13 protein-coding genes are annotated in these 12792 nt (G+C 70.7%); 9 read left to right on the top strand and 4 right to left on the bottom strand.

All coding sequences use genetic code 11. From position 1 onward, the window contains the following. Positions 1-57 precede the first annotated feature (57 nt). The 3 genes from ACZ6Z4_RS14000 to ACZ6Z4_RS13990 all read left to right on the top strand — a co-directional run bounded on the left by ACZ6Z4_RS14000 (position 58) and on the right by ACZ6Z4_RS13990 (position 5227). Positions 58-2415 carry a polysaccharide lyase 8 family protein gene (locus ACZ6Z4_RS14000; protein WP_465562616.1) on the top strand — a complete coding sequence of 786 codons (2358 nt, stop codon included), beginning with the start codon at positions 58-60 and terminating at the stop codon, positions 2413-2415. Positions 2416-3424: 1009 nt separating this feature from the next. Then, on the top strand, positions 3425-3937 hold the full coding sequence (locus ACZ6Z4_RS13995; protein WP_465562614.1) for a CBS domain-containing protein: 513 nt from the start codon (positions 3425-3427) through the stop codon (positions 3935-3937). Positions 3938-3940: 3 nt separating this feature from the next. After that, complete coding sequence (locus ACZ6Z4_RS13990; RefSeq protein ID WP_465562613.1) at positions 3941-5227, top strand: ArsB/NhaD family transporter; 1287 nt, start codon at positions 3941-3943, stop codon at positions 5225-5227. Here the strand turns inward: ACZ6Z4_RS13990 and ACZ6Z4_RS13985 are convergent. After that, positions 5200-5610: a hypothetical protein gene (locus ACZ6Z4_RS13985; protein WP_465562611.1), complete on the bottom strand. Its 411-nt coding sequence runs from the start codon at positions 5608-5610 to the stop codon at positions 5200-5202. The two genes, ACZ6Z4_RS13990 and ACZ6Z4_RS13985, sit on opposite strands and share 28 nt — an antisense overlap. Before the next feature lie 170 nt (positions 5611-5780). Between ACZ6Z4_RS13985 and ACZ6Z4_RS13980 the strand changes: the two genes are divergently transcribed. The 3 genes from ACZ6Z4_RS13980 (at position 5781) to ACZ6Z4_RS13970 (ending at position 8495) form a co-directional block, all read left to right on the top strand. Beyond that, positions 5781-6734 carry a sensor histidine kinase gene (locus ACZ6Z4_RS13980; protein ID WP_465562609.1) on the top strand — a complete coding sequence of 318 codons (954 nt, stop codon included), beginning with the start codon at positions 5781-5783 and terminating at the stop codon, positions 6732-6734. Beyond that, entirely contained in the window at positions 6731-7375 is a 645-nt protein-coding gene (locus ACZ6Z4_RS13975) for a response regulator (protein WP_465562607.1), read from the top strand. The genes ACZ6Z4_RS13980 and ACZ6Z4_RS13975 overlap by 4 nt, the downstream gene beginning before the upstream one ends. Positions 7376-7718: 343 nt before the next feature. Then, a complete protein-coding gene (locus tag ACZ6Z4_RS13970) occupies positions 7719-8495 on the top strand; it encodes a phytanoyl-CoA dioxygenase family protein (protein ID WP_465562605.1) in 777 nt (258 codons plus the stop codon). 324 nt (positions 8496-8819) lie between these two features. On the opposite strand, the gene ACZ6Z4_RS13965 is transcribed toward ACZ6Z4_RS13970, so the two are convergent. Then, positions 8820-9209: a TraR/DksA family transcriptional regulator gene (locus ACZ6Z4_RS13965; RefSeq protein WP_465562604.1), complete on the bottom strand. Its 390-nt coding sequence runs from the start codon at positions 9207-9209 to the stop codon at positions 8820-8822. 28 nt (positions 9210-9237) lie between these two features. Here ACZ6Z4_RS13965 and ACZ6Z4_RS13960 point away from each other — a divergent pair, with 28 nt between their 5' ends. Further along, positions 9238-9543, top strand: coding sequence for an NIPSNAP family protein (locus ACZ6Z4_RS13960; protein ID WP_363668937.1), 306 nt, complete (start codon positions 9238-9240; stop codon positions 9541-9543). 61 nt (positions 9544-9604) lie between these two features. Here the strand turns inward: ACZ6Z4_RS13960 and ACZ6Z4_RS13955 are convergent, their stop codons facing one another. Next, positions 9605-9808 (bottom strand): antitoxin, encoded by a 204-nt coding sequence (locus ACZ6Z4_RS13955; RefSeq protein WP_363668939.1) that lies wholly within the window; start codon positions 9806-9808, stop codon positions 9605-9607. Between the two features lie 185 nt (positions 9809-9993). After that, on the bottom strand, positions 9994-10941 hold the full coding sequence (gene bla, locus ACZ6Z4_RS13950) for a class A beta-lactamase (RefSeq protein ID WP_465562600.1): 948 nt from the start codon (positions 10939-10941) through the stop codon (positions 9994-9996). A 56-nt stretch (positions 10942-10997) separates the two neighbouring features. Here bla and ACZ6Z4_RS13945 point away from each other — a divergent pair, with 56 nt between their 5' ends. Together ACZ6Z4_RS13945 and ACZ6Z4_RS13940 are read left to right on the top strand one after the other, a co-directional pair. Beyond that, positions 10998-11906: a LysR family transcriptional regulator gene (locus ACZ6Z4_RS13945; RefSeq protein ID WP_465562598.1), complete on the top strand. Its 909-nt coding sequence runs from the start codon at positions 10998-11000 to the stop codon at positions 11904-11906. Continuing rightward, a complete protein-coding gene (locus ACZ6Z4_RS13940; protein ID WP_465562597.1) occupies positions 11903-12781 on the top strand; it encodes a serine hydrolase in 879 nt (292 codons plus the stop codon). Before ACZ6Z4_RS13945 ends, ACZ6Z4_RS13940 begins: the two co-directional genes overlap by 4 nt. Positions 12782-12792: the final 11 nt, after the last annotated feature.

Genomic DNA, 12792 nt, shown 5'->3' with positions numbered 1-12792 from the left:
AGTATGACCAGGGCCAGACTCGTTCGACAGTGATCCCGCCGACCCCGAGGAGACATTGTGCGACGCCGGACCTTCCTGACCCTCTCGACCGCCACCGCCGCGGTCACTACGCTGAACCTGTCGACGGCCTCCGCCGCGTCGGCCTCCGCCTTCGCGATGACGGCCGCGCCCGCCGACTTCGCCGCGCTGCGGACCAAGTGGGCGACCGCCCTCACCGGCCGGGACGTGATCGACCCCGCCGACCCCGACTTCAAGGCCGCGCTCGGCCGCATCGACACCGCGGTCGCGTCCTCGCTCACCAAGCTCGACCGGTCCGCCGGGCGGAAGCTCGTCTTCACTGACCAGCCGCTGACCGCCGACCCGTCGGTCGCGAACACCTACGTGCGGCTGGAGCAGATGGCGACGGCGTGGGCGACGCCCGGTTCGGCGTACCACCAGGCGCCGGCGCTGCTGGCCGACGTACTGGCTGCTCTGGAGTCGATGAACACCCTGATCTACAAGGCCGGATTCGTTGAGTTCGGCAACTGGTGGTCGTGGGAGATCGGCGCGACCCGGCCGCTCGCGTCGACGATGGTCCTGCTGTACGAGGAGATCCCGGCCGAGGCGCGGGCCCGGTACTGCGCGGCGATCGACCACTTCGTCCCGGATCCGTACTACATGTTCCCGCCCGCGCGCCGCGCTCTCTCGACGGGCGCGAACCGCGTCGACCTGTGCCAGGCGATCATCGTGCGCGCGCTCGTCACGGAGGACGAGGCGATGCTCGTGCACGCCCGCGACGGGCTGAGTGACACCTGGCAGTATGTGACGACCGGCGACGGGTTCTACCGCGACGGCTCGTTCGTGCAGCACACGTGGGTCGCCTACACCGGGACCTACGGGCACGTGCTGCTGAGCGGGATCGGCCGGCTGCTCGGGCTGCTGGCCGGATCGCCGTGGGAGGTGACGGACCCGAAGCGGCAGATCCTGTTCGACTCGGTCGCGAAGGCGTACCTGCCGGTGGTGCACGACCTGCGGATGACCGACTTCGTCCGCGGCCGCGCGGTGTCGCGCTCGAACGCGTCCGACCACGACGACGGGTACACCGCGGCCGAGGCGATCCTGCGGCTCGCCGGTGGGGTCGACGCGGCGCTGGCTGCGCAGTGGCGGTCCGCCGTCGCCGGATGGGTGCAGCGCGACACCTACGGCAACATGTTGACCGGGGCAACGATCCCGCGGGTGGCGCTGGTGAAGTCGCTCGCCGGGGTGACGCCGTCGGCCGAACCGGACGGGCACACGCTGTTCGCGAGCATGGACCGCTCGATCCACCGGCGCCGCGGCTGGGCCTACGCGATCTCGATGGCGAGCCAACGCATCGCATACTACGAAGCCGGCAACGGCGAGAACGACCAGGGCTACCACACCGGCTCGGGCATGACGTACCTGTACGACCGCGACAACGGCCAGTACGCCGACGCGTTCTGGCCGACCGTCGACCGCTATCGGCTGCCTGGCATCACGGTCGACAAGCTCCCGCTGCCGCCGAAGGCCGGCGGCGAGTGGGGCGCGGCGCGACCCACAGCCACGTGGGTCGGCGGTTCCACCCTCTCCGGCTACGCCGCCGTCGGCCAGGACTTCGAGGGCCCGGTCTCGCCGCTGCGCGGCCGCAAGTCGTGGTTCTGCCTCGACGAGTACGTCGTCGCGCTCGGCGCCGGAATCACCGGCTCTTCAGGCCACGCCGTCGAGACCATCGTCGACAACCGCAACCTCCACGCCGCGGGCACCAACCGCCTGACCGTCGACGGCCGAGTCGAGGTCCCCTCACTCGGCGACACGGCGTCCATCAAGCGCGCCCGCTGGGCCCACCTCGAAGGCGTCGGCGGCTACGTGTTCCCCGGAGGGAGCGCTCTCCAGGCTCTCCGGGAGTCCCGCACCGGCTCCTGGCGCGACGTGAACACCGGCGGCGCGACCACGCCGATCACCCGTCGCTACCTCACCCTGTACGTCGACCACGGCGTCGACCCGGTCGACGCGTCGTACAGCTACCTGGTCGCCCCCGGCGCCACGCCCGCCCGCACCCAGCAACTCGCCCGCTCCGCCAGCCTCCGAGTCCTCGCCAACACCTCCGACGTCCAAGCGGTAGCCGACACCAATCTCCTGCTGGCCAACTTCTGGACCCCCACCCACGTCGCCAACCTCTTCGCCGACACCCCCCTCTCCGTCATCCAGCACCGCCGCGGCCGAGACCTCGAGATCGCGCTCTCCGACCCAACCCAGTTGGCCACCACCATCCGCCTGCGAGTCCTGCTCCCTGGTGCCCGCGTCGTGCGAGCCGACGAGGGAGTCACCACCCGCCGCACGCTGGTGGGCCTGGAGATCACCGCAGCAGTCGCTGGAGCGGCCGGCGCCACACGGACGATGACCGTCCGTCTGCCCTAGGCCGCGTGGTTCACCCAGCCGCGTGCGCTCGCGGCGCTTGAGCGTCCCGTCCACCCCGCGTGCGCCGGCGGCGCTTGAGCGTCCCGCTCACCCCGCGTGCGCCCGCGGGCTCAACCATCCCGCCCACCCCGCGCACGTTCGCGGCGCACGGGCGCCTCGACCACCTTGCGCGGCGCTCGTGCGGGGCGACCATCTGCGCGGCGGTCGTGCGGCCCGACCGCCTGCGCAGCTCAGCCGGCCGGATACGGTCAGGGCGCTCAAGCGCCCCGCCCACCCCGCGTGCGCCCGCGGCACTCGAGCGTCCCGTCCACCCCGCGTGCGCCCGCGGCGCTCAAGCATCCCGCCGACCCCGCGCACGTTCGCGGTGCACGAGCGCCCTGCCGACCCCGCGTCCTCCCGCGGCGCTCAAGCATCCCGCCGACCCGCGCACGTTCGCGGTGCACGAGCGCCTTGACCACCTTGCACGGCGCTCGTGCGGCCCGACCACCCGCGCGCCGCACGAGCGTCCCGACCGCCTGCGCGGTTCAGCCGCCCGGATACGGTCAGGGCGCTCAAGCGCCCCGCCCGCTTGGGCTCCTGCACCTGCACACGCTCGGCGCTCTAGCGCCCCGCCCACCTGCGGCTCACATGCTCGCGACGCTGAAGCACCCCGAGCGCCTGCGGCGTTCGAGCGTCCTGCCCGCCCATGTGCGCCAGCGGCGGTTCGAGCGTCCTACCCACCTTGTACGCCCGCGGCGTTCGAGCGTCCCGCCCGCCCGCGTCCGCCCGCGGCGTTCGAGCACTCCGTCCACCCGCATCCGCCCATGGCGCTCAAGCACCCAGGCCCACCGCCGTACCGGCCCTGAGTTCCCTCGCCTTCCTTCCCTTTCCCGCTCGCCAGCCGCAGGCGGGCGAGCGGGGAGATGGGGTCTGGACCCCATGGTCCAGCAGCAATCGCCCGACAAGACTCGTCGGACAAGGTTTGTTGCCGTCGGCCTCCACACCGGCGGGACGAGAGTCGAGGTGACTGATGTCCGCACCGCTGGTGATCGACGGGAAACGGGACGGTGTCATGCAGGCAGGTGATATCGCTGTCGGGGTGCCGACCGTGACCGTGAGCGATCCGGTGGCCAAGGCGGTGCGGATGATGGCGGTCGGGCGCCTGCCGGGGCTGATCGTGGTCGACGACCGGTCCCGGCCGGCCGCCGTACTGCCGGGCTCGCAAGTACTGCGGCTGGCGATCCCCGGGTCCTTCCAGGAGGACCCGATGCTCGCGCGGACGGTCGACGAGGCGAGCGCCGACTCGTTCTGGCGCGAGCTCGGGGGCCTCACCGTCGGCGACTGCCTGCCCCGCCAGCCGTTGCGTCCGGCAACAGTCTCCCCGGACGCGACGCTGCTGGAGATCGCCGCTCTGATGGCTCGCCTGCGGAGCCCGTTGGTCGCGGTCGTCGGGGCGGACGGCGTACTGCTCGGTGCGATCACGCTGGAGCGATTACTGACCAGCTTGGCGGTGACAGGTCCCGGCGAGCCGCCGCCGGTCTGACCTGTGCGGCCGTACGTAGCGCTGGCGATCTTCGCGATCGCGTTCTTCTTCATCGCCACCGAGAAGGCGAACAAGGTCAAGGTCGTCCTGCTGGCGGCCGCCGCGATGGTCCTGCTCGGGCTCGCCCCGGGCTCGGAGGTGTTCTTCTCCGAGCACGAGGGGATCGACTGGAACGTCATCTTCCTGCTGCTCGGGATGATGATCATCGTCGGGATCATCAAGCAGACCGGCGTCTTCGACTACCTCGGCATCTGGGCCGCCAAACGCTCCCGCGGCGAGCCGTACCGGCTGATGGTGATGCTGATGGTGATCACCGCGATCGCGTCGCCGTTCCTCGACAACGTCACCACGATCATGCTCGTCGCGCCGGTCACGGTGGTGGTCTGCGACCGGCTCCGGATCCCCGCCCAGCCGTACCTGATCGCCGAGGTGCTCGCGTCGAACATCGGTGGCGCCGCGACGCTGATCGGTGACCCGCCGAACATCATCATCGGCAGCCGCGCCGGCCTGACCTTCAACGACTTCCTGGTGCACATGGCACCGATCGTCGTGGTCGTGTTCGTTGCCTTCGTCATCCTGTCCCGGTTCCTGTTCCGCAAGTCGTTCCGCTACAACCCCGCCGAGATCGCCGCGGTGATGGCGCTGCAGGAGCGCCGCGCGATCAAGGACGGCCCGCTGCTGGTTCGTTGCCTGATCGTCCTGTCGCTGGTCGTCGCGGGCTTCGCCCTGCACTCGGTGCTGCACCTCGAACCGTCGATCGTCGCCCTGGTCGGCGCCGGCGCGATGGTGCTGGTGTCGAAGGTCGACGTACCGGAGGTGCTGCGCGAGGTCGAGTGGTCGACGCTGGTCTTCTTCATGGGCCTGTTCGTGATGGTCGCCGGGCTGGTACACACGGGCGTGATCGAGACGATCGGCCGCTGGGCGGTCGACCAGGTCGGCGACAACTACCTGGTCGCGGCGACCGCGCTGCTGTTCGGCTCCGGCGTACTGGGTGCGTTCTTCGACAACATCCCGTACGTCGCGACGATGACGCCGGTGGTCGAAGGTGTCGTTGCCGAGGCCCCCGATCCGCAGACCGGCGAGTCGCTCTGGTGGGCGTTTGCCCTGGGCGCCGACTTCGGCGGCAACGGTACGGCGGTTGCCGCCAGCGCCAATGTGGTTGCTCTCGGCATCGCATCGCGTACTGGGCACCACATCACGTTCTGGCAGTTCACCCGGTACGGCATCGTGGTGACGGCGCTGAGCATCGCGATGGCGTGGGTCTACGTCTGGCTCCGGTACTTCGCGTGAGGCGCGATGATCCCGTCGATGATCAGCTCCTCGACGACGACGCCGTCCTCGGTGCGCCAAGTGGTTTCTTGCAGACTCATCAGCTCGTTGAAGTCCATACCTGCGACTTCCTGGAGAACCTGGTTGTGCACGCGGGCCACCGCCGTACCGATCGGGTCAACCGGTACGGGACCGACCACCCGCAGAACAGCTGTCACGAGCAGCTCGACCTCGACGCCGTCGCGGGTCACCGCGACCACTCCGATCGGAACCCGCCGCTGACCGCGGCGCCGTCGTCGCAAGACCGCCCCGAGCAGCGCAGTCGCCCCGAGCGCCCCCGCGATCACCGCACGATCCGTCCCGTCGGCCGGCGGCAAGCTGACGATGAGGGAGAAGACACCCATCGCTCGCTCCTTCCGCTGTGTACGCGGTTGGTGCGGCGGGACGGCCGGAGTCCTGGGCCGTCCGCCGCAGCTCCAGTCTCCCCAAGCTTCCGCGGCAGGACCATGAGTGCTACCACCCACCTTCGGCGGGCTGCGTGGACACAACCGGCGCGCTGGGCGAAGGTGGAGCGATGACGTCTGGGATGCGGTTGCCCCTGTACTGGCGCGTCTGTCTGATCAACGGGCTGCTGTTCGTGCTCGGCACGATGGCGCTCGCCTTCCTGCCGGTCACCGTCTCCGCGCGCGTCCTCGTCTCCGAGGCGATCGTGCTCGTCCTCGGCCTCGCGGCGATCGTCGGCCTCAACTCGCTCTTGCTGCGCACCAGCCTCGCGCCGCTCGACCGCCTGGTCCGAACGATGGACGAGGTCGATCTGCAACGCCCCGGGCATCGCCTTCCGGAGGGTCGCAGCGGCGTCACCACCAAGCTCATCCACAGCTTCAACGCGATGCTCACCCGCCTGGAGACCGAGCGCAGTACCAGCAACGCGAAGGCGCTCGCCGCTCAGGAGGCCGAGCGGCACCGGATCGCGCAGGAGCTGCACGACCAGATCGGGCAGAGCCTGACCGCCGTGTTGCTCGGCCTCAAGCGCCTGTCCGACCGCGTCCCCGACGACCTCGCCGAGGAGTTCCGCATGATCCAGGAGACGACCCGAACCGGCCTCGACGAGGTCCGCGAGGTCGCGCGCCGCCTGCGGCCCGGCGTACTGGAGGACCTCGGGCTTCACAACGCGCTGGCTGCGCTCGCGACCGAGTTCTCGTCGCACGGGATGCGCGTTCGCCGCGTGTTCTCGCCTGGCCTGCCGGCGCTCGCCCCGGAGACGGAGCTCGTCGTCTACCGCGTGGCGCAGGAGGCGCTGACCAACGCCGCCCGGCACTCGTCCGCGACCGAGGCCGAGATCGCGCTCCGCCGCCAGGGCCCGTACGTCGTGCTCTCGGTCGAGGACAACGGCCGCGGCGGCCGCGGCCCGATCACGGAGGGCGCGGGCATCCGGGGAATGCGAGAACGCGCTCTCCTGGTTTCCGGCGAGATCTCGGTCGGCCCGGGGCCGCGCGGGGGAGTGCGAGTGGAGCTGAAGGTCACGTGATCCGGATCCTGCTCGCGGACGACCACGCGCTCGTCCGCCGGGGAGTGCGGCTGATCCTCGACAGCGAACCCGACCTGACCGTGGTCGCCGAGGCCGGCGACGGCGCGGAAGCGGTCGAGATCGCGCGCACGACGCCGATCGACCTCGCCGTACTGGACGTCGCGATGCCACGGATGACCGGGCTCCAGGCCGCGCTCGAGCTGTCGCGCCGCCGCGAACCGCCGCGGATCCTGATGCTGTCGATGTACGACCACGAGCAGTACTTCTTCGCGGCGCTGAAGGCCGGAGCCTCCGGCTACGTACTGAAGTCGGTCGCGGACCGTGATCTCGTCGACGCCTGCCGGGCCGCCGGTCGCGGGGAGTCGTTCCTGTACCCGGGCGTGATGAGCACGCTCGTGCGCGACTACCTCGACCGCGTACGCCGGGGCGAGCGGCTCCCCGGGCAGGTGCTGACGCCGCGGGAGGACGAGGTGGTGAAGCTGATCGCCGAGGGGCACTCGTCGAAGGAGATCGCCGCGGCGCTCACGATCAGCATCAAGACCGTCGAGCGGCACCGGGCGAACATCCTGCAGAAGCTCGGTATGCGGGATCGCACCGAGCTGACGAGGTACGCGATCCGCGCGGGACTGATCGAGCCCTAGCGGGGCGCGGGCCGGGCTCGACTGATCGGGCCCTGAGCGGGCGACCCCGGGCGGGCCACCGAGCTGACCCGGTACGCGATCCGCGCGGGACTGATCGAGCCCTGAGCGGACGGCGGGCCGGGCTCGACTGATCGCGCGCTGAGCGTCCCACCCGGGCTGGCCGCGCCTGAGCGTCCGGCCCCAGCCGGCGGGCCGCGCGCTCGAGATCGCCGGAGAGCGCTCCCTCCGGCGCTCCTGCGGCCGGCGGTGCCGCCGCCGACACCGGACCGGTCGCGGGCGGGCCGTCGTACCGGCAAGCTTGTCCGGGAAATCCTTTTCCATCCGGTGATGAGAGGACCGACCGATGCTCGAGCCCGTCGTCGACAAAGGCCCGCTGACCGAGACCGACCGCTTCATCTTCGAGTCGTGGGGGTACTTTCTGATCCCCAACGTGCTGACCAAGGCCGAGGCCGCCGAGGCGTACGACGTCTCGGAGCGGCTGCACACCAGCCGTGAACGCGAGTTCGGCCAGATCGGCCGGACGTACGAGAACGAGCCGGTCCTGGAACGGCTGATCGACCATCCCGACGTCCTGCCGAAGGTCCAGGGCCTGCTCGGCGACCGCTTCGTGCTGCAGGCCGGCTGGAACACGATGCAGCCCGCGCACGCGGGCAACGGCCGCTGGCACCAGGACGGGTCGTCGGCCTTCGACTTCAAGGACCTCGGGTACCCGGTGCCGCTGCTGCAGCTGCGCGTGTCGTACCTGCTCACCGACCAGACCGTGCCGGGGATGGGGAACATGGAGCTGATCCCGGGCAGCCACCGGTCGCGGGTCGACCTACCGGCGTCGATCCGGGAGGCGAACGACGACATCGCGATCGGGCACGTGGTGTGTGCCGAGGCGGGGTCGGCGCTGGTGTTCCACAACGGGGTGTGGCACCGGACGTTCCGGCACGACGGGGACGTCGATCGGTACACGACGCACTACGTCTACAGCCCGCCGTGGGTGCGGGCGGCCGACCGGTTGAGCAACGACCAGGAGTTCCTGGAGCGTACGACGCCGCTGCGGCGGGCGTTGATGGGGGAGTTCGCGCGCCCGGACGCGCCGTTCGGGGCGAACTACGACCCGCTGCCGATCTGAGCCGCTGCCGGCCGCGGGTCATTAGTCAGGCCGCGGGCTCACCAGTCAGCAACTGCAGACAGCAGCCCGGGCGGACCGGCCTCCTGGCACCCGGTGTCACGGACCCGCCGAGGAGTCGGTCGAGCTGCAGAGGCGGCTGATTGCGGTGGTCGTGTTCGTCCTCGTTCGGTGAACCGACCACCTCAGGCCCGGCGGCGAGGTGGTCGGTTCGCGGCGTCGCGTCGTCCTTCGGTGTGCCACCGCCTCGGGTCGGGCGGCGTGGTTGGTTCGCGGCGTCGCCTCCTGCTTCGGTGTGCCACCGCCTCGGGCTTCGCGGCGCGGCGGTCAGCTCGCGCAGTTGATGCAGGTGGTTGCCGTCGGCCTGGCCGCGAGCCGCTCGGCCGCGATCGGCTGTCCGCACACGCGGCACACGCCGTACTCGCCGGTCTCCACTCTCGCAAGCGCCTCATCCAGCCCGGCGAGGCGCTTGCGCGCGTCCTCGAGCAGCGCCGCGGTCTGCGACCGCTCGAACGCGATCGTCGACCCCTCCGGGTCGTGCTCGTCGTCGGTGGAGACCAGCCGGGCCGCCTCCACGATCGCCTCGAGATCACGGGAGAGCGCGATCTCGCGTTCTCTCGTCCGGGCCTGCTCCGCGGCGAGCAGCTTGCTCGGCCCAGCCTCGACCCTCGGCTGGGGCTCCACCGCATCAGGCAGCTCACTTGGCTCCGGCTCCACCGCACCTCCTGATCAGTACTGTGCGCCCATGATCACCTGCGTCGTCGAATACGTCATCGACCCGGCCAAGATCGCGCAGTTCGAGGAGTTCGCGCAGCGCTGGATCGAGCTGGTCAACCGTCACGGCGGCACCCATCACGGGTACTTCCTGCCGTCGGAGGGGTCGTCGGACAAGGCGATGGCCCTGTTCAGCTTCCCAAGTTTCGCGGCGTACGAGGAGTACCGGCAGCTGTTCGGCGTCGACCCCGACTTCGTCGCCGCCGACCGGATCCGCGACGAGTCCGGCTGCGTGCTGCGCTACGACCGCTCGTTCATGCGCCCGCTGCTGCCCTGACCCTGGACAGGCGGACGGGCCGCCGGCGTGATGCCCGCGGCCCGTCCGAGAGGTGGTCCGGTTACTGGATGTCGTCGTCCTGACCGTCCAGTCCGTCCAGCTTGTCCTTGGCGAAGTCGGTGCCCTTGTCGATCTTGTCACCGTGCTCGCCGCCGGTCTTCTCGTTGGCCATGTCACCGGCCTTGTCGAGACCGTCGCTGACCTTGTCGCCGTGGTCGTCGACCGCGCCGGTGGCCTTGTCCTTGAGGTTGTCGAAAACGCCCATGTCGCCGGACTTCCTTTCCTGAAGGTTGTCGCGCCTCACGGTCCATCGCCCCCTCCGCAGGGCACGTGACCGAGGCACTTTCTGACAGGTCGTACGCCGCACTGGTGCCCATCGCGCTCGTTGCCAAACGCCCGTAGATAGTTGCCTGATTGCCTTGTCTGGCAGGCAGATAGTTGCCTGCGCGCTCAAGAAAAGGTGGACGCGACAACCTTCGCGGCGGCCGCGACGAAACGGTTGTCCGGTTCGGCGTCCCGGGCGGTGCGGTGCGAGAACACCGCGACCACCAGCGGCGCCCGTCCCGGCGGCCAGATCACCGCGATGTCGTTGCGGCCGCCGTAGGTGCCCGCCGTGCCGGTCTTGTCGCCGATCACCCAGCCCTTCGGAAACCCGGCGCGGATCAGCTCGGCGCCGGTCGTGTTCGCCTTGAGCCACGCCGTCAGCTGTGCGCGCTCCGGTGCGGCCAGCGCGTCGCCGAGCACGAACGCGCGCAGATCCTTCGCGAACGCGCGCGCCGTACTGGTGTCGCGGCTGTCGTTCGGGTCCCACTCGCTCAGCGCCGGCTCGACGCGTTCCATCCGGGTGACGTCGTCGCCGAGCTCGCGCAGTACGCCGTCCAGCGCCTTCGACCCGCCGAGCTCGGCGAACAGCAGGTTCGCCGCGGCGTTGTCGCTGTACCGGATCGCGGCGTCGCAGAGCGCCGCGAGTGTCATCCCGGTCGCGACGTGCTTCTCGGTGATGGGGGAGTTGGGCAACAGATCCGCCGCGGAGTAGCGGACCAGCTTGTTCATCCCAGCCAGCTTGCGTTGGCGCAGAACGGCGCCGGAGGCAAGCGCTTTGAAGGTCGAGGCGTAGGCGAATCGCAGGTCGGGGTTGTAGGCAACTTCCTGTCCGTTGCCGGTGTCAACGGCGTACACGCCGAGGCGGCCGCCGAACTGCTGCTCGAGCGCGCGGAACTGCGCGGCGTACGGCGTACTGGTGGTCGGCGGCGGCGTGCTGACCGTGGTCGTCGTCGGCGGTGTGCCGGCTGCGGTCGTCGGCGGCGGTGCTTCCGGTCCTGTCGTCTCCTTGGCGGTTCCGCACCCGGCGACCGCGAGCGCGACCATGACCGCAACGACCCCACGCTGTCTTCGCATGCCCCCACTCCACCCGCCCGGACCCATGCGCGTCCAATGCGCGAACGGGTGTTCCGATGCCGAACCGGCATAGCATCGACCAGGTGGATCTTCTAGGAGTTTGCCGAGCGTTCGTCAGCGTCAGCGACCGGGGGAGCTTCACGATCGGCGCCGCCGCGCTGCGGATGTCGCAGTCCGTCGTCTCCCGCCGCGTCGCCGCTTTGGAGGACCGGTACGGCGAACGGCTCTTCGAGCGCACTCCGCGGCAGGCGGTGCTGACCCCGTTCGGGCGCGATCTCCTCCCGGCGGCGCGCGAGCTGATCCGGGCGGCCGACGTACTGGATCATGCGGCGGAGGTCGCCAAGCGACGGCCGTGGCGGCTCGCCGTACCGACGACCTGCGCGACGGCGGACCTGGCTGTTCTGATCGCCGAGGCCCGCCGGCGCGACGTCGTACTGGAAGTGCAGAGGGCCCTCGACCGGGCCCGCCTCCTGCAGACCCAGCAGGTCCAGGCGGCGCTGCTGCCCGCACACCCCGACGAGTCGCACTGGTGCGTGCCGCTGGGCCTCGCCGGTGACCTGACCGTCAAGCGCGTCCACATCGCCAGTCTTCGCCCGAATCGCGGTGCGTCGGAGGCCCGCCGCATCTGGATCCAGCCCGAGGACGACGTCCCGCACATCCGCGACCCGCTGACCCGGCTGCGCGACGCCGCCGGCCTCCGGCCCACTCAGGTCGCGGTCGCCGCCGACCTCACCACCGCGGTGGCGCACACGCTCGGCTCACGCGACCTGCTGCTCTGCTCCCAGGCGCAGGCCGACGACCTGAGCCTCACCTGGCGCCCGATCGGCGATCTCACCCTCAACCGAGGCCTGACTCTGACTCCAGCACCGGGCGTCGACGTCGGCCTCTTCCACGCCCACTTGTCCGATGCGGTAGCCCGCTGCCTGGGAGCCGCGGGAACGCGCTCTCTCGGAGCCCGCCGATGACCGAGTCCCTGATCCGTTCGCTCCGCCAGAACCTCGCCGACGGCGGCCTCCAGGCGAGCATCCTCGTCCGCGACCTCCATACCGGCGCCGAGCTCGGCATCGACCCCGACGTACAGCTCCCGTCCGCCTCCCTCGTCAAGATCCCGCTGGCCCTCGCGACTCTCAACCGCATCCACCACAACGAGCTCGACGGTGCCCAGCCCGTCGAGATCGCCCCCGGCCGCATCACCGCCCCCGGCCCGACCGGCCTCAGCCGCTTCCAGCGCCCGGCGCGGATCGCGATCGACGACCTCGTCTACCTCAGCACCTGCCTCAGCGACGGCACCGCCGCCGACGCACTCTTCGCGCTCACCTCGCCGGCGTACGTCACCGAACTCCTGCACACCTGGGGCCTCGACGGCATCTCCGTCCGCCACCCGCTGCGCGACCTCACCGACACCCCCGCCGACCGGCTCACCGAACCCGCTCTCGCCCACCACCTCGCGATAGATGCCGCCAGCAACATTTCGCAGCTCGACCCCGACCGGGCCAGCTCCGGCAGCGCCCGCGCGTACACGAATCTCCTCGAAGCCCTCTGGACCCCGTCCGCGATCCCCGCTCCTGTTGCGGCAAGCGTCCGCACCCTGATGTCCCACAACCTGCACCGCCAGCGCCTCACCCCCGACTTCCGCTCCGACGCCACCACCTGGTCCTCCAAGACCGGCACCTTGCTCAACCTCCGGCACGAGATCGGCGTCGCCACCCACCCCGACGGCTCGTCGTACGCCGTGACCGTCCTGACGCGCTCCACCGTCCCCGCCGCCACGCAGCCCGCCGCCGACGCCCTCATGTCGACCACCGCGCGCACCCTTCACGACCACCTCCGCCAGCACTGAGAGAGTGTCCG

This window comes from Kribbella sp. NPDC104740, assembly GCF_055583505.1.
This window is presented reverse-complemented; position numbering and strand designations above follow the sequence as displayed.